We start from the raw sequence: 19,796 nt of genomic DNA, 5'->3' as shown, positions 1-19,796 counted from the left end.
TCCCGAGCCAGGTTGGAGGAGTTGGCGACCAACTCACTTCCAGTTGTATCCATCTCGCCCGTCGGGGTAACCACCTTTGCGTGAACTCCCCGGAAATGGCGCGAAGTTGTACGCTTGCCGAGTCAGACCGCCGGCGAGGTGACGGTCACGGCGAGCACCACCGCGCCCGCGGAGCTGCACGTCGGGCTGTTGGCCTTGCGGCCGACGGTGAGGAGCAGCAGGCCGACGAGACCGGCCGTGCCGTACCTCATCTCGACGTACCGCTCGACCATGACGACGGCGACGGCGGCGGCGAGGGCGGCAAGGGCGGGCACGGTGCCTCCAGGGGGTCTCGGTCTCGTGGGCGGTGCGGTCTGTGGTTCGCTCCCGGCGATGGAAGTGGGGCCAACTCGGTCCAACTCTGCCAAGTGTCCAAGTTGGTTGGAGTTATGTCCAGTTGGTGGTTCGCGAAACCAACCTCCGTAATCTGTACGGAAGTTGTACCGTTCGGTCGTGAGTCAGGAGAGCGTGGCGGTGACTGGCAACAGGAGACTCTCGTCCCACGAGATCGCCGAGGTGCTGCGCGACCGGATCCAGGCCGGTGAGCTGAGGGCGGGCGACAGGCTGCCCACCCAGGCGGAGCTCGCCGAGGAGTTCGGCGTGGAGCGCGGCGCGGTGCGTCAGGCCCTGCGCACGTTGCAGGAGCTCGGCCTGCTCACCAACGTCAGCAAGGGGAGCCCGCCGAGGATCGCCGAGCGCAGGCCGGCCTCGGGCGAGCCGCGCCCGGCCATGGTCGGCCTCGCGCCCCGGCTGGTGCAGGCCTTCCAGGAGCCCGCGGTGCGGATCGACGCGGTCTGCCTGACCGCCGAGACGCTGATGCTGGCGCTCGCCGAGCCGCTGCGGATGGTCCACGAGGGCCGGGTCCGGCCGGAGTCCATCGACGTGCGGATCCTGGTCCCGTCCCGGAACATCAACCTCGCCTTCCCGGTCCCGGTCGAGGGGCGCCGCAGGCGGGCCGACGGCGACGTCGAGCCGCCCGACCCGGTCCACGAGTGGTGGCTGGCGCAGCGCAACGCCCAGGGCCACGTCCTGCGCCACAACCTGCGGATGCTGCGCCACTCGCACGGCGTGGACGTCCGGGTCACCTTCCGGGCGCTGCCGTTCACCCCGCCGATGAAGCTCTACCTGCTCAACGGCTCCGAGGCGCTGATGGCCTACTACATGATCACCCGGCGGGAGGAGACGGTCGGGGAGAGCGAGGCGGTCGAGGTGTTCGACGGGATGAGCGCGGAGTCCCTCCTGTTCTCCTTCGAGCGTGCCGGGGCCTCACGGGACGCGGCGTTCGTGGAGCAGTCGCAGAAGTGGTTCGACGCCCTCTGGGCAACCATCACCACGGACCTGACACTGTCCTGATGGCCCCTCATGTGATGACCGCCGAGGCGGACCGCCTCGTCTCCCGTGCCCGCGTCGTCCTGCTCGCCCTCGACGGCCCCCTGTGCCGGCTCTTCGCCCCCGGCGGCGACGAGGAACGGCTGCTCGCCGACGACCTGATCGCCTGGCTCGACCGCTCCGGGGCGGGCGGGACGCTCCCGGCGGCCGTCCGGACCGGCCGAGACCCCTACGCGGTCCTCGCGGCCGTGGCCGAGGGCCCGGACGAGGCGGTCGCGACCGCCTTGCGCGCACGCCTCACCGCGGCCGAGCTCCGCGCCGTGCCGAAGGCGTCGCCCACGCCGTGGGCCGACCCGCTGGTGCGCACCTGGGCCGCGCTGGGCGTGCGCACGGCGGTGGTGACCCGCCACGACGCGGAGGCGGGAAGCCGCTACGTGGCCGGGCGTGGACTGACGGACGCGCTGCCCCGCGTGTGCGGGCGGGGGACCGGGCGCCGCGAGGAGTTCCGCTACACGCTGGCCGGGGCGCTCGCCTCGCTGGGGGCGGAGCGGGGGGAGGCCCTGTTCGTCGGCGAGACCCCCGCCCACCTCGAGGCCGCCCGCGCGGCCGGTGTCGCCTTCCTCGGCCACGCGCGGAGCGCGTCCGGGGAGGCCTCGCTGCTCGATGCGGGCGCCCTGCACCTGGTCGGCTCGCTGAAGTTCGTGCTCGACGCGCTGCAGGCCTGCCCGGTCCCCGCGAGGGCGGACCACGGCCGACCGTGACCTGCGGGGGACGGCCCTGACGGCCCTGACGGCCCTGACGGTCCTGGTGGTGCGTCACATCACCGGCCTGTCGCACCGATACGCCCGGCGGCCGCCTCCGCGGCCGTGTGACTTCCAGCGTTAGGTGTCACCGGGGAGGTCCTTTGACCTGACGTGTTCTCTCGTGATTCCAGTGCTTCCTGCCACCAGATTCATGCGGTAGTTGTCACTTCCGGTTGTTTCTCGGCCGAGTTGTCACCAGATCCGGAGATCACTCTGCTTGCCGCTCTCGACGGTGGTCGAGTGGTGCCGTGGACGGAGCACGTTCCCTCGTACAGCCAGCGTCCCCGGCTGAGGCTCGGGTCGGTGGGCTGTGGTCACAGAGCTGCTGGTGGGAGGACCTGCTTGTCCCGGTGTCCGTGGCGCTGGGCAGGGACAGCCTCGGCCTCGGGCCGGAGTGGACGCGCCGCTGGACGGTGACCTGGCGGACAGCGGGCGACGAGGTGTCGTGCACCGTGCGGGACCTGGCCCACACGCCTCTCGCGGACGGCACTCCAATGCGCTGGTTCTCCTGGCGCCGGGCCCAACGACACCGCCCCAGCCTTCAGTTCCTCGTCAGTACCGGCCGTCATCATGGGGCCGAGAGCCTGGAGGAGGCACGACTGCTTCTGGTCCTCGACTTCGCGGGCGGCCTCGTCGACGTGTTGTCGCAGCCTCTGCGGCTGCGGTTCGACACCGCGACCGACCGCAGGGGACACATCCCGGACTTCCTAGCGGTGACGCGGACCGGCATCTGGCTGATCGACGTACGGCCACGGGCACTGATCGCGCCAAAGGACCTGGAAGCGTTCGCCGCGACCGCCGAGGTCGCGCTGGCCTGCGGCTGGCACTACACCGTCGTGGCGGGCTGGAGGGATCATGTTACCGCTGCGGTCGATGTCTTCTCCTCCCAACGCCGGCCGCTGTCCGACCCGCTGGGACTACGACCGGTGCTCGTGGCGGCGGCCCGTGAGGGCGGCACGTTCGGCGAACTCGTTGACGCCACCCCCTTTCCGCCTCTGGCCCGTGCCCAGCTTCTGCACCTGCTTTGGCACCGGCGCCTCGGCACGGACCTGAACCGGCCCTTCGGCAACCGGTCCACGGTGATCGACCCCGCCGGGTGGGCGTGATGGGGACGGCGGCCGTCCTGGACCTGTCGCCGGGGGCGGCCCTGGTGCTGGACGGCAGGCACTGGACGGTCGAGCGCCGCGAGCCAGAGCTCGGGCGGGTCCACCTGGTCGGTGACGACGGCACCCGGCAGCCGGTGACCTTCCGCTTCCTGGCCAACCATCCCAACTGCCGTCCCTCGTCCCGGACCACAGCCCAGGGCTCCGGCCGGGGCCGGCAGCCGAAGACCGTGCAGGATCTGGAGCCCAGACGGCGGGAGTTGGCCGCTTGCCGCCTGGCCCACCTGCTGGAGGTGGAGACCGGCTACCGCAGCGGTGACCCGCTGCGCCCCGCGCCGGGCGAGCCGAAACCGGAGTACGACCCGGCCACGACCACGCTGACCGCCCGCCGCTTGGCGAAGGTCGCCGAACTGGCCGCTATGGACCGCCAGCAGGCGAAGCTGCTGGGCCTGGACAGGGTCGGCTACCGCACGCTGATCCGCTGGGACCGCCGACGGCGAGAATCGGGTCTGGTGGGATGCGCGGACGAGCGGTGGCTGCGCGAGAGCGGCGGCCACCCCAGCATCACGGAGGAGATCCGTGAGGCGATCTTCGCGGTCCGTGCGGAGACCCTGCACCGGTCGAAGGTGACGATGCGGACCCGCGAACGCATGATCCACCAGTACGTACGCGAGACCTTCCCCGACCGGGACGTCACCGTCCCCAGCTACCAGACGCTCTGGGTGGTCTGGCGCGAGTGGTTCGGACCGGGAGGCTCCCGCCAGCGCTACGCGCGCTCGGCTGAACTGCCCTCGAAGAACGGGCACGTGCTGGTCCACCGGCCCGGCCAGGTGGTCGCGCTGGACACCACGGTGCTGCCGGTGATGGTCCGCGAGAGCGTGTTCGGCGATCCGGTGAAATGCCACCTCACGCTCGCGATGGACGTGCACACGCACTCCCTTTGCGCCTTCCGTCTCACCCTGGTCTCCGACCAGTCGGTGGACGTCGCGATGCTGCTGCGGGACGTGATGCTGCCCCTGCCGATGCGGGCAGACTGGGGTGAGGAACTGGAGTGGCCCTATCCCGGCCTGCCCGCCACGGTGGTTGCCGAGTTCGCCGGGCATAAGGTCGCCGGCCTGCCGTTCTTCGCGCCGGAGACCGTGACCACCGACCACGGGTCTGTCTATCGCAACCACCACCTGGTCGACGCCCAGCGGGTGCTCGGCTGCAACATCCTTCCCAGCCGCGTTCTGCGGCCCACGGACAAGTCCGCCTGCGAGCGGGCCTTCGGCGCGATCAGGTCGCTGCTGTTCGAGCAGCTGCCCGGCTACACCGGCATCGACCCCGGCGACCGCGGCGCCGACCCGGAAGGTGACGCGGTGCTGACCATCGACGAGATGGAGCACGTGATCGCCACCTGGATCGTTGCAGTCTGGCAACGGCGCCGGCTGGGCCAGTACGCGCCCAGCTGGGACCCTGGCGGCGACCACAGCCCCAACTCACTGTTCGCCGCCTCGTTCGCCCAGGCCGGATTCGCCATGGAGATCCCCTCGGCGGAACTGTTTTACGAACTGCTGCCCGTCCACCACGTCCGCAAGATCGATGCTCGGCGCGGAGTGAAGATCCGCGGACTTTGGTATGACGCTCCGGCCCTGGACCCTTACCGGGGCCAGCATTCGACCCGCGGCGGACACCACAAGGGCCAGTGGGTCATCCGCAGGGATCCCCGAGACCGCCGCAGCGTGTTCTTCCAGGACCCGCTCACCCACGACTGGCACCCCCTTGCCTGGACCGGGCTGCCGCCTGATGGGCAGGCCCCCGCCTTCGGTGACGCACGCGTACGCGAACTCCTCAAGGAGGCCCAAGCTTGCGGGCTCAGGCCCCGCACAGACGATGAACTTCTGCCGGTCCTTCTGGAGTTGCTCGGCTCTCGCGTCCCGGTGAGTCAGTGGCCGACCCGGCTCCCGAAATCGGCGCGGACTGAGCACTCCCGTGAGGTCGTCCAGGCCGCCGCTTCGCGGGCTGACCGGCCGCAGAGTGAACCCGCCATGATTGCCGTCGGGGATGGGGTGGTCACTCCCTTGCGCTGGCAGGACAGGACGCGTCAGGCCGCGGACAGCATTGACAGCCACCGGCGGCACCGCCGTGAGCAGGCAGTCCAGGAAAGGCCGACGCCGCCGCCTCCGCTGGGTGAGGCCTACCGGCAGCGTGATCTTTTCCTCCTGCCCGAGGAAGACGAGGAAGAGGATGGGCATGGCGGACCAGGCGTGGGGTGAAAATGGCATCGTCCCCTTTCTGCGGGCTGGCCCGCCGCCTGACCGCACCAGGGTCGAGGGCTGGCGGCAGTGGCAGGAACGTCGGAGCACCTTCATTCCGGCACCGCGGCTCACCGCGGAGGAGTTCGCGGCGATGAGCCCGAGACGCCGTGCTCTGCATGACCTGCACCGGACCGCGACGCACGTGAACATGGGGCTGCTGGAGACCCCGATGAGCGCGAAGGTCACCAAGCTGATGCGGGGGCGGATGCGGAACAACGCGCTCAACTTCGAGCCGGGCACTCGCGACGGGCTGATGGTCAGCGGCGGCGGTTACCTGGGCAAGACGGAAACGGCCTGCGATGCCGCGGCCACGTTCGAGATGCTGTGGCGGGATCTTCACCGGCAGTTGCTGCCCGGTCCGGTCCCGGGCACCCGGGACCTGTTCGTCCCCGTCGCCTACTGCCGCACTCCGGTGCGGGCGACACCGAAGGGGTTGTGCGCGGCCGTTCTGGACTTCTACGGGGCGCCGCTGCCGAAGACGCTGAACGGCATGATCCGCGCAGTGCGGGACTCGTTGCGGGACCATCGCACAACGGCCTTGCTGCTGGATGACATCACCAGGCTCAGGCTCCACCGTGAGGACGACCAGGACACTCTCGATCTCGTCCGGGAGCTGATGGACCTCAACGTCACCCTGGTGCTGATCGGTGTCGACATCCCCCGTTCGGGGCTGCTGAGGAGCGGCTATCCCGATCCTCGCACGGGGCAGTGGGTCTTCCCGCCGGCTAAGCCGGGGAAGAGTTACAACCCGTCGGCTGCCACGCAGACTGAGCGGCGTTTCGACCTGGTCGATCTTGATCCGTTCGACTACGACACCGCTGCGGGCATGACCGCGTTCATCCAGCACCTGGCTGGCATCGAAGACAGGTTGAGGCTGTTCCGGGCCCGGCCGGGGATGCTCACCGAAGGCGGGATGCCGGAGTACCTGTTCCGCCGCACCCGCGGCATCGTCGGACTCCTCAAACGGCTGATCGAGGACGGATGCACCGAGGCGATCGAGTCCGGGGCCGAGGAGCTGACCCTGGAACTGCTGTCAGCGATCCCGATCAACCTGGGCAATCTCACCGACCGTGACCCAACAGCCGCGGAGATTCCCGAAGTTCCCACAGATGTTCCCGTCCCTGCCCGGAAGCCCCGCAGGAAGGGACGTAACACCGTTTACGACGACCGCGGTGGAAGCGCGGCCGGTGGCTGAGCCGCCCAGCCTGTCCTCCTTGCGGTCGCTGCCCAGGAGCCTGGACCCGCTGGAGGACGAGTCACTGCCCGGCTATGTGCTGCGGCTTTCGCACCGGCTGGGCGTCGGACCGGGACCGCTGATCCTCCGCATGGGGATCCCCAGCAGCCGGAAGGACAGGACGACCCTCATCCGCATCCCGATCTCCTGCGCGATCAGTCTCGGCGAAGCCGACCTTGACGCTTTCTGCCACGCCACCCGTCTCTCCCGCCAGGAGACAGCTGGCCTGCTGCTGGCCTCGCTCGGAACCCGCTACGGCCCCTTGAGCTCCGATTTTCGCGGCCGGAGCAGTTCCGGCACCAGTCGCCTGCAATACAACAACCCCTGGCTCCTGACCACGCGGACCCAGTACTGCCCCGACTGTCTCGTCGGAGACGGTTCGGAGATCCAGCAGCGTCACGGCGGTGCCTGGCGCAGGCTCTGGAGGCTTCCGCCGGTCTTCTCCTGCCCGCACCACGAACGCTTCCTCCGCCGCTACTGCCACCTCTGCGGCGAACTGGCCCAGAATCGCCACAGCAACGACCTGATTGCCCGGCCGCGAGACAGCGACCTGCATCCTGTCCGATGCAGAGCGACCCCGAAGCCGGGGAATCCCCGGGCAGTGAGACCAGCCTGCGGAGCCGACCTCACCCAAGCTCCCAGGAGTAAGGAGCCGATGCCCCGGGACCACCAATCACGCGACGTCCTCTTCACACTGCAGAAGAAGTACCTATCGTTCCTGTCCGCGCACGGCCCCGAGCAGGTCAGCAGCATCGGCTGGCTGACCCCCACGGCACAGTACTTTCAAGACCTCCGCGGCGTCGTCGCCCTGATCTTCATGACTTGGCCCGAAGCCCGGCCCCACGCGGCCACCCCTGAACTGGCGCGAATCATCGATACCGAGGCCGAACGGCGCCACGAGCTGTTCCATCGTCGCGGTGCCCAGCCACGGAAGAACCTGCGGTCAACCGCATACACCGACCCGCCGGACGATCCCATCGCCACCGGCGCCGTCCTTGAAATCGCAGACCGCTTCCTCTGCACACCAGACGAAGAAGCCGCAGCACACTTCCTCGTCCCCCTCGCGGACGAAGCCAAGCGCATCCACCAGCCGCTCAGTTACACCCTCCGCAGCCCTCGCGGCGCCTCGATTCCTCTCCGAGTCGTCCTCGCCTACAGCCCCCGGGGAAAGTCGAGAACGCGGAGCGACGTTATCCAAGGCGTCTCTGCGGGAACCGCCACCCGAGCTACCGGACGCGACTCTTCTGGGTAGCCAGCGCTGCGGGGCTGAGCCGGGCCCTGGCTCATTAAGTTCGCCGTTCTTTGACACCGTAAGGGGGTTCTCGGTGGCCACCAGTGCCTGTTTGCGTGTGACGGAAAAGCCTCAACGCTTAACGGATTCTGCGATCTGCAGGGCACAGGCTGTGCTGGCGTGAGCGCGCTTACCGGCCCCGGGGCCGGCACATGAGCTCCCTCCGCATGCGAGGAGTCCAGAGTATTCACACCCTGTCCTTCGGAGCCCAGTATGCCGAGGCTAGATAAGCCTGATCATCCGAGCCACAGAAGGTGCTTTCGCCTTCTGCTCAGAATCTGGGCGCCATCGCAAGTGAAATGCTGGGTTAGAGTAATTTTTGAGAGTGCGCAGCGACCGGAAGTGTTGTGCCGTCAGGGAGGACACCACGTCGGCGAATAGAGTCCGCGGAAACCCAAGCAATGTCGGCGTGCGGTGTCTCTATTAGACGACGCAAGTGGATTTCTTGATCTGCAGTAGGAAGCAGTTCGTAGATATCTGCGATCAATATTTCCCATGATTGTGCATGTTCGCTAAATCTAATCTTCGCTACGTCACGCCTCACATAGTCCTGAAAAGTAAATGGGAAAACCTCGGCTGGCAAGATCCCTGGACCGATTAGTTCCTCGTGGAACTCTCTCCAAGGTGAGTCTTCGCGACCCGCTCGGGAATCAAACCACGAATAAAATCTGGGAATCTTTGAGCCTTTAAATCGCACCCGCAAGTCGTCGCTGCTGGCGGTGTCTATAGGGATCAAAGAGTCATCCTGTGCACCAATGGACACCAAAAAATGCTTGCCGGATTCTGAAACCTTATAGACACCTCCGACTGGTTGTAGCTGAGAGAAACGTCGGCCTTTGATCAGCAGATATTTACCATCGATCTTGATTCTGAATAGGTAGGCTGCCGAGATTCTCACATCTTGATTTCCGTACCGTACCGAGTACCAGAGATGGCGCAAATTCAGACGGTTTGCCACTATGCTGTCCAGAAGCGGAATTATCAAGCTGATTACCGCTCCGCTAGCGATGCTTCCTACCGCTTTCCCGTTGTATGAAAAAGTCGCGGCAAGGGAAGCCATGAAGAGCACGGCGTAAACGAGAAGTCTGCTCATTGGCGTCAGAAGTCCAATCTAGAACTTAGGGAGTGGAATCGTTGACGGGTGCTGCAGGCGCGATAGGTATCGAGCAGTCCATTTCAGCATGGTTGGATGACTGCTCAGCCGTTTCAGGAGCCCTCTAGGCATGTAGTCGGCCTCATGCATGGCCACAAGAAGGGCTCTTCTTACGTCAATATCGTACTCGCCCTCGTACTCCATTTTCAGAAGCTGTCCGTCGTTGGAGGCGCCCAGAAGGCCTATATATCGTGCGGCGAACTCGCGCGGGTAGCTAGTTCGGTTTCTATCTCTAACTATTCTCCACGCCCACGAAAGCAACACTGGAGAGCGGATTCCGCAACGCATCGAGGTCTCAAATATGTTGCGCTCTAGCAATGGGTAGTCAACGGTCGGAACGCTCTCCAGTAGGCCCTCTAGGAGTTGCTTAAGTTCATCTTCTTTGCCTTTCACGCTTTCCATGTAGCGTAGGATGCGCGGCGAAATGTGATGCCATTCCTTCAGGTTGCCCACGGCCCAGGTGAAAGCGAAATCATCACTTCTTTTGCCTAGGTAGGGGAGTGATAGCTTGATGTTACGCTCATTTGCCGGGCTTTCGGCAATAGCATCTCTGAAAAATAGACGCAACTGCTTTATCGCATCTGGCTTGCGTAGGGTAAGGTCGTACAGGATTCCGTCGCTGCGACTGTCGTCGAGATGTGATTCAGCCTCGCTCCGCGCATAGATTCGCGTCTTGGTGGCTGACATGTTCAGTCTGCGCGCTCTTAGCGCTCGATTTACGTGCTGCAGTATCGAGCGTAGGCGCTCCTCATTGACATCAAAGAGGTAGATATCGTCAGAGTACCGAAGGAAATCTATGTTGAACTGCTGAATAAAGTTGTCAATCGGGAGTAGATAGGCATTCGCAAGTATCCCCGATGCGGCGGATCCCTGGGGGAGTCCCCAAGTGTGACATTGGCTCTCAAATCCTTCCAAGAAGCTGTGTATTTTCGTTGCAACGGAGCTGGGGACCCCTGCTGATGTCAGATCCATGAGCAGCGCCCCGATATCTATGTGTTCATAGAAAGACGCTATGTCGGTCTGTGCCATTACGAGCTCTTTGTTGTGAGAAAGAACTCGCCGAGCCTCAGTTCGCATAGCTTTCCAGTCCCAGGAGGAATGGACCGCTAATTTTTTGGAACGATGGTTATAGACTGCTTTCGAGAGCAGGGGATCGATAAACTCGGAAGCTTCAAATGCCAGGGCCTCGTAAATGAGTCGATCCTGGACTGAAAGTCGGGCCAATGGTCGAGTTGCCAAGTAATTCTTCGGATGCTCAACTAGGCTTATGGAAGCTGGCGTGTAGTCGTGTTGATCGAGGAAATCGAGAATTTCGGAACGATATTCGCTCCAAAAGGGCTGCAGGTCTCGAAAGTTAATTACGTCGGGAAGATCAAGGCGCCCTTGGCCACTCCATAGCCTGCCAGCGGCTCGGTTCACGAAGCGACTGCGGGTCTCGTTTCCTCTCACAGCCATCAGCCTACGTGCGCTCGCGGGATGAGCGCAGTTGCTTGCTTTGACCGACCTCGCTGGCAGTGCTTCGGCAGTTAGGCCAGGGCGAGTTGGGCGGTAGCGACGTGGTCGGCTGTCGTGTTGAAGCCCGGGTTTCGGGCATGAGGAGGGCGGCGAGGGGCTCACCGGGTACAGCTCGGTCCATGGCCGAGGAAGGCCATCAGCGAGTGATGCGCGCAGGTGTTATCCCAGGTCGCGGCCGCTTCCTCCTTGTCGGAGTGAGCTGTCATAGAGACGCCGTTGAGATCGACTACGACGTGGCCTTCGGCGTCGGGGGCGTTTTTGCCGGCCAACGACCAGGCGCGAGCACGGACTTCGGCCCGAGGCGATCGGATGGCCTGCAGGGCCTCGCACGATTCGAGACTCCCACGTCGGCGCCAAGCCCATCAGCGACATCAACGAGGCCACGCAGGACGGCAAGGGGTGTCCCCGGCCCCAGCCGCAGCGCAGAACCGCCGCAGTCGGGAAGAGCGGCGCTGCGGGCGTCTGGTCAGGGTGATCTTCCAGAGTTCGTTAGTCGTTAGGCAAGTAGATAGCCGGAACTGGCCGAGTTGCCCATCCCGATTCTTAGCTCAGCTGATGACGACGTCGTGGTGATCGGTGGCTAGGACCCGACCGTTCTTGACGATGTAGACCTCCACATAATGTTGGCCTTTCCAAGAAGTCGACTCCTTGCGGGTTCTGCTTCGGTCCTCATCGAAAATGATCTCGCCTCGGAGTTGATCAAGCGCGGCGGCTTCGGGGCCGCGGTTCCTGACCTTCCAATAGAGGTCGTACGGTTCCGGTACGTCGGTTGTGATGGTGAAGCGCAGACTCTGAAGGACGCTCACTCGTCGGAGGCGACGCAGGGGACCGTGACGAAATCCGCTCTTTGGGAGCACCTGGGCGTTGATCCGTACCTTGTATCCTCCTCGCCAGCTGAAACCAAACTCTTCGATGTACTGCTCATGTGGGGCACGGGTCTCGCGAGTTGGTTGAATGCTCGCAGATGCTGTCAGGGACTTCTGTGCCGAGCTGGGTTGTTGGAACGAGTTACCGAAGACACGCTGCCACGCTGCAAGACTCAGCGCTTTATCTTCCTCGTCATAGGCCTCGGTCACCCATGAGCTATACAGGTTGATCTTCTTACGGAAGTTCTCGTATTGTTCCTGGTTCCAGCGATGATTGAACGTCGTCTCGGGGCAACTCGGGTCGGTGAGGGGCGGCATAAGCGGGTACTGGTCTAGCCAAGCGCTCAGGTCGGCCAGAATCGTCTTGAGAGCTGTGGGAGTGTCGCTGTAGCGCGTAGCTTCGTGCCAGGCTTGGATGCGTTCGCCGAGCAGAGTCGTGAGAATGACAGAAGGTACGCTGAAGGTCTGCTTGAAATCTCGGATGTACTTCAGCAGTCTGATGACGCGACGCAGCTGTCCGTTGGCCAGACTGTCCTTCTCTTTCATCCAGTCGGTGAATCCTTGAGGGTTGGTATCCTCGAATTCATTCTCGGCATAGTTGACGATGACTTCGCGGCCGTCCGACAGAGTGATGTAGGGCACCACGTCGACGTGGCAATCGCCCGCGTAGACGATGCGGCAGCACCGGTTCTTCTTGGTGATCTTCGACTTGTAGTTGGTGGACCGCTTGAACGCAGCCCGGACCTCCCGCAAGTAGTCTTTGGGCTTCCAGTCCTCCACCTCATCCATGTGAAGGAGAAAGTCTGCGTCAAACTCGTGATTGTTGAATGGCTTGATGATGGTGCGGTGAGCCCAAGACCCCTGCGGGATGTGCGTCTTGTAGAGGTCGCCGATCTGGCTGTCGGACTTCAGGGTCGATGTAATCGCGTTCACACGGTCGTTGAGTTGGTCGAGACGTGTCTGGTTGAGGTTCACAGTGTCTGCAAGGAATGCACTGAAGTAGGCCAGTAGTTTCATGAGATCTCCAGCGCGACTGTGTAGCGTCCGTCAGTCCGGTCGTAGATGGCCATCTTCGGGTGCACATGAGCGTCATGGACTCGTCCCAAAGCTACGGCTGCCGAAACCGGAGCTGCGGCCAGAACGTGCAGGGTCTGTATGTGCTTGTGCTGGGCTTCCAAGGAGGAGAGCATCGAGCGCAGCGAGTTTGTGAATTCGCTCAGCGTTTCGAGGGAGTCGATTACATCAACTGAGGGCACCTTGCCAGCAGGGTTGATTACCCAGCGCGGTAGTTCCTTTAGACGTTCGGGAAGTTCGTCTGCTTGGATGGACCCGGAGACGTTGAGGACCAGGACCCCCTCCTTGGCGCCCTGTGGGAGGTTCTGCGGTGGAGTGGTGGTGAAGCTGGTGCCAGGCGCCGGGTTGTCGGGCCAGTTCCATGCCTCTGTGCTGCGGTGACGTTGATAGATGGTCACGGCAAAGGTGTCGTCGAGGCGAGAGCCGAAGTAGACGAGCAATGGCAGACGCGCGAATCCGAAGGCGCTGACGTGGTGTACGGCGTCCTCGCGCAGTGCCTCAGCGAGCCGATGCTCAAGGATTCGATCGATCTGCCGCTTGCATTGCTCCCAGTAGGCTGGCTCGCCCTCCTCCTCTCCGATCACGTTACGGAGGTCGATTTCGAAGCCGTCACCGTGCAGGCTCAATGGAAAGTCCGGGAACCGCTCCTCTGAGCGGATCACCGCTTCGGCGGCCGTCGGCTTGGTCAGCTCAACCTCGTAGCCACGTACCGGTCCGATCAACCGGATCACCGCGGTTCCATTCTGAGGACTGAGACCAGTCATGCGCCGGATCCAAGCCTCACGCTCGCGCTTGATCGCCCGCAAGCGCTCCACCGTCATGAGGTCGAGTGACCCCCTGCGGTCGATCTCATTGTGCTCACCTCGACACAGAAGCATCAGGTTGTCAGCGAGGTCCCGCTTGTCTTCTGGGAGCGGGTCCATGCCTCGCGGAGAGCCAGGTGCTACGTCTCGGCCCACGATGTGGGCTAGTTCCCCGAGGGTGAAGCCCTTGTACGTGAGCTTGCCTTCGAGCAGGTAGTTGCCGCAGAACTCACAGCGCCCCCCGGCGCGGACCCAAGCTTTCAAACGTTCTGTGTCGGAGATGGCCATACGCCCTCTTCTCGCGCATCTTCCCATCGAAGATGGAAGTGCTTACAGAGAAGCACGCGCCACTGACAGTCGGGGGCCGTCAGTGTGATCACTCATCGACGGACGGCTGTACGCCACCCGGGCCGAGCTGTCGAGCGGGCCGGGTGCGAGTCAGCGGCAACCCCGACGAGGAGCTCCCCCCGGCGGACCAGGCCAGGCTGCTCGGGATCGACATCAGCGCGATCGCCACTACCGCGAAACCCACCGCGACTGGCCCGCCCACGTGCGAACCGAGGAGCTGGAGAGCGGCTGGGCGCGCGAGTACCTCACCCGGTGCCAACTGTGGGAGTACGCCGACTCCGGCCCGCGGGCCGGAGTGGCCAGCCGCCCGCCGGCGCCGGACCCTCGGGTCGCCCTGGCCGCCGAGCCCGGCCGGAAGCGGGGAGACCGCCGCCGTCCTCGCCGAGCGTCACGGCGGAGGCCTCAGCACCTGGAAACGGATCGTCACCCAGGCCCGCAGGCAGCGCTGACCCGCCACCAGCGACGTGATGGCCAGCATGCACCCGACCCGGCGTGTGCTGGCCATCACTGCGTACGGGGAGGGCGGCTCGCCGGGTCACTCGAACAACCAGTGACTGATCACCCGGACGACCTCGGCGAGGATCGTGAGGAAGCGGATGTACTCGAAGGCCGGCCGCATCTTCTCCAGCCCACGCCGGGTGCTCTGGGTGACTGTCCCCTTGGCAACGCCGTAGTCGTCCGCCACGCTCTGGGCGGTCTCACCGAGTGCCTTGTGCTCGTACAGGTACCGACGTTCCTTCTCCGGGAGCTTGGCCAGTTCCTCCTCCAGAAGGATCCGGTCGACCAGCGCGTCGATCGGATCCTCCGTGGCCTCCTCGATCTCCGCCAAGTCGGCGGGAGTCTCCTTCCGTTCCAGGGGGTAACGCCTCCAGGCCGTCCTCTTGGCCACCTGGTACATGGCACGCTCGGGCTTCTTCAGCTTCTCGCGCTTCTCCCACAGGACGGCCATGGTCTCCGCCGCGACCTCGTCCACGGCCCTCTCGCGTTGCTCGAACGGCAGGTGACGCAGCGTTCCGCCGATGTACCTACGCAGGCGTCGGCTGTACAGGAGGTGGAACCGGTCGAACGGGCCCTGGTAGACCCAGCAGGGCTGGCACCACCGTGCTCGATCGGCGTACAGGCCGGTGGGCGAGTCTGCGCGGGCGTCATCGGCCGGACCGGTCGGGAACACGACGGCCTGGCGGCTCGGTTCGTCGGAGCAGCCCAGGCAGTCCGGCATCTGATCCTCGTTCACGCGCTTCCCCTCGGAGCGGGGGCCGACCTCGGTCGTACGGCCCATCACCATGCTCGTGCGCGACGAGCGGTCTTTGGGCGACAACGAGATCTGTCGGCTTCTGCTCAAGCGGACGCCCAGTCCCGAGGATGACCGGCCGTACGCGGGGACTGGTGACAAGAATCCCTGGAAGGTGACACCTATCGGGTGAAGTCACAGGCCGGTCCGCGAACCGTGCGCGCGGGCCTGTTAGCGGGGCGCTTGCAAAAGTTAGCGCCAGGTGGCACGGTGTGGTCATGGCATCGCTCAACGTCGGTGGTCTCGGGGAGTACCTGCGCGAGCAGCGGCGCAACGCGCAGCTGTCGTTGCGCCAACTGGCCGACGCCGCAGGGGTGTCGAACCCCTACCTGAGCCAGATCGAGCGAGGCCTGCGCAAGCCCAGCGCCGAAGTGCTCCAGCAGGTCGCCAAGGCGCTGCGGATCTCCGCCGAGACCCTCTACGTCCGGGCGGGCATTCTCGACGCCGAACGGGGCAGCGGCACTGCGGACGACGGGACGCACGGTCCGGACACCCGGGCCGTCATCTTCGCCGACCCCGCCCTCACCGAACGGCAGAAGCAGGCGCTGATCCAGATCTACGACGCGTTCCGCCACGAGAACGGCGCGGACGAGGCGGCCGCGGGCGGACCTCGTCCGGCCGACGGCGAGGGCACGCCCCCCGCACCACCAGACTTCGAGAAGTAAGCGATCCGGGAAGGACCATCGTCATGGCCATCACCGACGACCTGCGCAAGACCCTCAGCGACCCGACGCCCCTCTACTTCGCCGCCGGCACCGCCGACCTGGCCCTGCAGCAGGCGCGGAAGGTGCCCGCCCTGGTCGAGCAGATCCGGGCGGAGGCCCCGGCCCGGATCGAGGCGGTCAAGGCCGCCGACCCCGAGGCCGTGAAGGAGAAGGCCGTGGCCCGGGTCAAGGAGACCACCACGGTCGTCCAGACCAAGGTCTCCGAGGTCGTGTCCGGCCTCGAGCCCGACCTGAAGAAGCTCGGCGAGACCGCGCAGGGCCTGGCGCTGCGCGGCGTGGGCCGGGCGCTGGAGTACGCGGTCAAGGCCCGCGAGACCTACGAGCGGGTCGCCGAGCACGGCGAGCAGGCGGTCCGCGTCTGGCGCGGCGAGGCGGCGGACGGCATCGTCGACGCCGCCGCGGCGGTCGAGCCGCGGGCCTCGAAGCCGGCGCCCGCCGAGACCCCGGTGGCGCAGCCGCCCGCCGCGCCGGACGAGCCGGCGGAGGCGAAGGACGGGGCGGCGGCCACGGAGCCCGCTGCCGAGGCCACCGCGAAGAAGGCGGCCCCGGCCAGGAAGGCCCCGGCCCGCCGCACGGCGAAGAAGGCCACGCCGCCCGCCGAGTGAGCGACCCGCACGGCCGTCGCAGCCGGCCGTGCGCGGCAGGGCCGGGCGCCCCCGGGGTGCCCGGCCCGCCCGCCGGGTAAGGGTCCACGGACAGCCGTAGGGGTTCGGAACTGTTGGCTCGTGAACCTATTCGGGTGCGCGTAACCGTGTGCGAGTGTGTGTCGTTTCCGGTGCATGGGACTGGTTGGGGCGGTTGAGGGCGGTCGCGGGGTGCGTGGCGTGTCGTCGGCTGTGGCGGCATCCCAGCCGTTGCGTGCGCCGTTCGTGGTGCGGGAGGGCACCGGGTGCGCGATCCGGACCCGGCTGAAGGACCTCAATGGCCAGGACGTGGAGGTGCTGCGGCTGGTCGGTGGTCATCTGGGTTCGCTGGCCTCGCGTGATCTGCGGGTGTACGCGCAGGCGGGGTTTGAGCGGAACAACCGGTCGTGGGCGGTGCGCAAGCAGGCGTTGACGGCGGCGTGTTCGTCCCGGTGGGCGGGTGCGATCACCAAGTCCACCCACGACCAGTACGCCCTCGCGCGCCGCGCCCAGGCCGCCCACCTCCACCGGCTCGAGACCACCATGAAGGTCATCCGCCACCGCCTGGCCCAGCCCCTCGGCGCCAAGGGCAGCAAGCGGGCTCCGGGTGGTTACCAGTCCGCGCGGGAGTGGCGGGCCAAGGCGCAGCGGCTGCGAGTGCTGGAGGCCCGGCACACGCAGGTGGCGGCGGACTGGGAGACGGGCCGGGTCCGTGTGGTGCGGGGCGGTAAACGCCTGGCCACGACCCGCCATCATCTGGAGGAGGCCGGACTCACCGAATACGGGTGGCGGGTGCGGTGGGAGGCGGCGCGGGCGTTTTTCTCGGCGGACGGTGAGTCGGGCAAACGGTTCGGCAACGAGACCATCCGCGTCACCCCGGACGGCGAGGTGAGCGTCAAACTGCCCAGGCCGCTGGAGCACCTGGCCAACGCCCCGCACGGCCGGTACGTCCTCACCGGCCGGGTCGAGTTCCGGCATCGGGGTGAGGAGTGGGCCGACCGTGTCTCAAGCAACCGTGCCGTCGCCTACGAGATTCGCCACGATCCGGTCCGGGACCGCTGGTACCTCACCGCATCCTGGAAACGCCCCGCCGTCCAGACCGTACCCCTGGAGACGGCACGCGCCCACGGGGTAATCGGTGTCGACATGAACGCCGACCACCTCGCGGCCTATCGCCTGGACGCGCACGGCAACCCGGTCGGTGAGCCGCGCCGGTTCGACTACGACCTCACCGGACCAGCGTCCCACCGGGACGCGCAGTTGCGGCACGCTCTGACCCGCCTGATGCACTGGGCGGTGCGGTCGGGTGTGGGGGCGGTGGCGATCGAGGACCTCCACTTCTCCGACAGCACCACCCGCGAGAAACACGGACGCCGCAAACGCTTCCGGCAGACGGTCTCCGGCATCCCGACCGGTCGGCTGAAGGCGCGGATCGTGAACATGGCCGCCGAACACCGCCTCACCATCGTCGCCGTCGACCCCGCCTACACCTCACAATGGGGCGCCCAGCACTGGCAGAAACCCCTCACCACAGCGAATCGCGAGATGACCCGGCACGACGCCGCGGCCATCGCCATCGGACGACGCGCCCTCGGACACCCGGTCCGGCGTCGGACGGCAACGCCCCGTATCCACCAGAGTGATGGATACGGACATCGAGCCGCCCAGGCCACACCGAGTGCACGAGGGCGTGAGGAAACCCGCCCCTCGATCCCTGGACAACGGACACGATTCGTCCCGCCAGACACAGAGGCGAAAGCGGGCGACCAGCGTGCCCAACACCGTTCGGGACACGCGACTGAGCACGAGCCCTGGGCCCAGGGCTCGCTCCCACTCAGTCTTTAAGAACGGTCCACGGGCGGGAGACGAGTACCGTGGCTGACAGGACCTCCCCCAGGACCCGCTCCCGGGCCCGGGCGACCTGAGACTGGTGGTGGACGTTGTGCTGATGCAGGGCTTCAGCAACCTGCTGTATCTGCTGAACCTGGCGCTGATCGTGTTCAGCGGTTTCGCGCTGGTGGACGCGGCGATCCGCCGCGAGGACGGCTACCGGGCCGCCGACAAGAAGACCAAGCCGTTCTGGCTGATCATCCTGGGGCTCGCCTTCGTGGTGAACCTGATCTTCCCGATCCTGTCGTTCCTGCCGATCATCGGTCTGATCGCGACGATCGTGTACATGGTCGACGTGCGTCCCGCCCTGCGGAACCTCCCGGGCGGCGGGCGCAACCGCACCCGGGGCGGCTCCAGCAGCGACGGCCCCTACGGCCCGTACAACGGCGGCCGCTGAGGCTCCGGGCGTCCTGCCGCGAGGCGCTCAGCCCTCCGGCGTCGAGCCGGCGCCGGAGGGGGCACCCCTGCGCGGCCCTACCAGATCGCCTCGACCCACTCGGGGTGGTCGACGAACGGGTTGCGGTTGTGCTGGTAGGTGTCGTAGATGACCTGGTTGCGGCGCTCCTCGAAGGCGTCCGGCGGGTCCTCGTCGTTCCACGCCTTGAGGACGGCGAGCTTGCCCATGTACGGGGCGCTGCCGTTGTTCACGCTGCTGTTGACCTCCAGGTCGGCCCAGCCGTCGTCCCCTTCGTAGCGGACCGCCATGTAGAAGATCATGCGGGCCACGTCGCCCTTGACGGCGTCGCGCGGTTCGAAGGAGTCGGAGTCGGTGAGGCTGCCGCCGCCGCCCGAGACGGTGCTGCCGCCGTCGTCGAAGTCCTTGTTGCCCCGGATGCTGTTGACCTGGACGTCCTCGGGGCGCAGGTGGTGCAGGTCGGTGCCGGGACCGGTGGCCGTGCCGAAGTCCCCGTGGGACTTGGCCCAGACGTGCTCCCGGTTCCAGTCGCCGGTGTCGCCGCCGTTGAGCGACTTGCTGCGGGACGCGCCCGAGTACAGCAGGATGACGTTGGCGCTGTTCGACGGGTCCTGGTCGGTGACCTTCAGCGCGTCCCACACGGCCGAGTAGGAGATCTTGGTCTGGCTGCGGGTGATCGTGTGCAGTGAGGACTTGAGGCTCGTCCCGGACTTCCCGATCGCCGCCTTGTAGTACGTCGCGTCGTAGTCCGTGGTGGTCGCCGTGGCCGGCGCCGCGGCCAGTGAGGGGCCGGCGAGGAGGGCGACGACGGTGAGGGCCAGCGCTCTGCGGTGACGGGCGCGGATGCGTATCGCGAGCATGCGGAGTCCGATCTACGCGTGTTGACGGAGGAACCTCGAGCACCTTGGCATGAACATGGGGCGCTTGGGTGTCGGTCAGGTGGCGATCGGGTGACGGACTGCGCACCCGCCGTGAGGGGCGGGGCCGGGCAGAGTGC

At 66.0% G+C, this 19,796-nt stretch carries 17 protein-coding genes and 1 pseudogene; 10 read left to right on the top strand and 8 right to left on the bottom strand.

From position 1 onward, the window contains the following. Positions 1 to 122: 122 nt before the first annotated feature. The gene (locus Sfr03f_RS01840; RefSeq protein WP_108951862.1) at positions 123 to 314 is read right to left on the bottom strand and encodes a hypothetical protein; all 192 of its coding nucleotides are present in this window, start codon (positions 312 to 314) and stop codon (positions 123 to 125) included. A 178-nt stretch (positions 315 to 492) separates the two neighbouring features. Here Sfr03f_RS01840 and Sfr03f_RS01835 point away from each other — a divergent pair, with 178 nt between their 5' ends. The 6 genes from Sfr03f_RS01835 to Sfr03f_RS01810 all read left to right on the top strand — a co-directional run bounded on the left by Sfr03f_RS01835 (position 493) and on the right by Sfr03f_RS01810 (position 8,057). After that, the gene (locus tag Sfr03f_RS01835; RefSeq protein ID WP_245967339.1) at positions 493 to 1,392 is read left to right on the top strand and encodes a GntR family transcriptional regulator; all 900 of its coding nucleotides are present in this window, start codon (positions 493 to 495) and stop codon (positions 1,390 to 1,392) included. Then, a complete protein-coding gene (locus Sfr03f_RS01830) occupies positions 1,392 to 2,129 on the top strand; it encodes an HAD family hydrolase (protein WP_159105515.1) in 738 nt (245 codons plus the stop codon). Before Sfr03f_RS01835 ends, Sfr03f_RS01830 begins: the two co-directional genes overlap by 1 nt. A gap of 392 nt (positions 2,130 to 2,521) precedes the next feature. Continuing rightward, the gene (locus Sfr03f_RS01825) at positions 2,522 to 3,277 is read left to right on the top strand and encodes a TnsA-like heteromeric transposase endonuclease subunit (protein WP_108951860.1); all 756 of its coding nucleotides are present in this window, start codon (positions 2,522 to 2,524) and stop codon (positions 3,275 to 3,277) included. Continuing rightward, positions 3,277 to 5,529: a transposase gene (locus tag Sfr03f_RS01820; RefSeq protein WP_108951958.1), complete on the top strand. Its 2,253-nt coding sequence runs from the start codon at positions 3,277 to 3,279 to the stop codon at positions 5,527 to 5,529. Before Sfr03f_RS01825 ends, Sfr03f_RS01820 begins: the two co-directional genes overlap by 1 nt. Continuing rightward, positions 5,507 to 6,766, top strand: a complete 1,260-nt coding sequence (locus tag Sfr03f_RS01815; protein WP_108951957.1) for an AAA family ATPase — start codon at positions 5,507 to 5,509, stop codon at positions 6,764 to 6,766. The genes Sfr03f_RS01820 and Sfr03f_RS01815 overlap by 23 nt, the downstream gene beginning before the upstream one ends. Beyond that, on the top strand, positions 6,759 to 8,057 hold the full coding sequence (locus Sfr03f_RS01810) for a TniQ family protein (RefSeq protein WP_159105514.1): 1,299 nt from the start codon (positions 6,759 to 6,761) through the stop codon (positions 8,055 to 8,057). Before Sfr03f_RS01815 ends, Sfr03f_RS01810 begins: the two co-directional genes overlap by 8 nt. Positions 8,058 to 8,403: 346 nt before the next feature. Here the strand turns inward: Sfr03f_RS01810 and Sfr03f_RS01805 are convergent, their stop codons facing one another. The 6 genes and pseudogenes from Sfr03f_RS01805 to Sfr03f_RS01785 form a co-directional block, all read right to left on the bottom strand. After that, positions 8,404 to 9,189: an SMODS-associated NUDIX domain-containing protein gene (locus tag Sfr03f_RS01805; RefSeq protein WP_245967338.1), complete on the bottom strand. Its 786-nt coding sequence runs from the start codon at positions 9,187 to 9,189 to the stop codon at positions 8,404 to 8,406. A gap of 18 nt (positions 9,190 to 9,207) precedes the next feature. Continuing rightward, positions 9,208 to 10,704 (bottom strand): RNA-directed DNA polymerase, encoded by a 1,497-nt coding sequence (locus Sfr03f_RS01800; RefSeq protein WP_108951858.1) that lies wholly within the window; start codon positions 10,702 to 10,704, stop codon positions 9,208 to 9,210. A 74-nt stretch (positions 10,705 to 10,778) separates the two neighbouring features. Beyond that, positions 10,779 to 11,090 (bottom strand): annotated as a pseudogene (locus tag Sfr03f_RS31010) (IS1380 family transposase); the annotation flags it as partial. Positions 11,091 to 11,312: 222 nt separating this feature from the next. Next, entirely contained in the window at positions 11,313 to 12,647 is a 1,335-nt protein-coding gene (locus Sfr03f_RS01795) for an SMODS domain-containing nucleotidyltransferase (protein WP_159105512.1), read from the bottom strand. Next, positions 12,644 to 13,795, bottom strand: coding sequence for an HNH endonuclease (locus Sfr03f_RS01790; protein ID WP_245967337.1), 1,152 nt, complete (start codon positions 13,793 to 13,795; stop codon positions 12,644 to 12,646). Before Sfr03f_RS01790 ends, Sfr03f_RS01795 begins: the two co-directional genes overlap by 4 nt. Before the next feature lie 595 nt (positions 13,796 to 14,390). Then, entirely contained in the window at positions 14,391 to 15,089 is a 699-nt protein-coding gene (locus tag Sfr03f_RS01785; RefSeq protein WP_159105511.1) for an RNA polymerase sigma factor, read from the bottom strand. 275 nt (positions 15,090 to 15,364) lie between these two features. Here Sfr03f_RS01785 and Sfr03f_RS01780 point away from each other — a divergent pair, with 275 nt between their 5' ends. The 4 genes from Sfr03f_RS01780 (at position 15,365) to Sfr03f_RS01765 (ending at position 18,781) form a co-directional block, all read left to right on the top strand. Further along, positions 15,365 to 15,811 carry a helix-turn-helix domain-containing protein gene (locus Sfr03f_RS01780; RefSeq protein WP_108951955.1) on the top strand — a complete coding sequence of 149 codons (447 nt, stop codon included), beginning with the start codon at positions 15,365 to 15,367 and terminating at the stop codon, positions 15,809 to 15,811. Positions 15,812 to 15,834: 23 nt separating this feature from the next. Continuing rightward, positions 15,835 to 16,476 carry a hypothetical protein gene (locus tag Sfr03f_RS01775; protein ID WP_108951855.1) on the top strand — a complete coding sequence of 214 codons (642 nt, stop codon included), beginning with the start codon at positions 15,835 to 15,837 and terminating at the stop codon, positions 16,474 to 16,476. 174 nt (positions 16,477 to 16,650) lie between these two features. Then, positions 16,651 to 18,339, top strand: coding sequence for an IS200/IS605 family accessory protein TnpB-related protein (locus Sfr03f_RS01770; RefSeq protein ID WP_435841948.1), 1,689 nt, complete (start codon positions 16,651 to 16,653; stop codon positions 18,337 to 18,339). A gap of 85 nt (positions 18,340 to 18,424) precedes the next feature. Further along, positions 18,425 to 18,781 (top strand): DUF2516 family protein, encoded by a 357-nt coding sequence (locus Sfr03f_RS01765; protein WP_245967336.1) that lies wholly within the window; start codon positions 18,425 to 18,427, stop codon positions 18,779 to 18,781. A gap of 77 nt (positions 18,782 to 18,858) precedes the next feature. On the opposite strand, the gene Sfr03f_RS01760 is transcribed toward Sfr03f_RS01765, so the two are convergent. Next, positions 18,859 to 19,659 (bottom strand): endonuclease I family protein, encoded by an 801-nt coding sequence (locus Sfr03f_RS01760; RefSeq protein ID WP_108951853.1) that lies wholly within the window; start codon positions 19,657 to 19,659, stop codon positions 18,859 to 18,861. Positions 19,660 to 19,796: the final 137 nt, after the last annotated feature.

The organism is Streptomyces fragilis, from assembly GCF_003112515.1.
Taxonomy (GTDB): domain Bacteria; phylum Actinomycetota; class Actinomycetes; order Streptomycetales; family Streptomycetaceae; genus Streptomyces; species Streptomyces fragilis.
The sequence above is the reverse complement of the archived record's forward strand: the minus strand, read 5'-3'. Positions and strand labels throughout refer to the sequence as shown.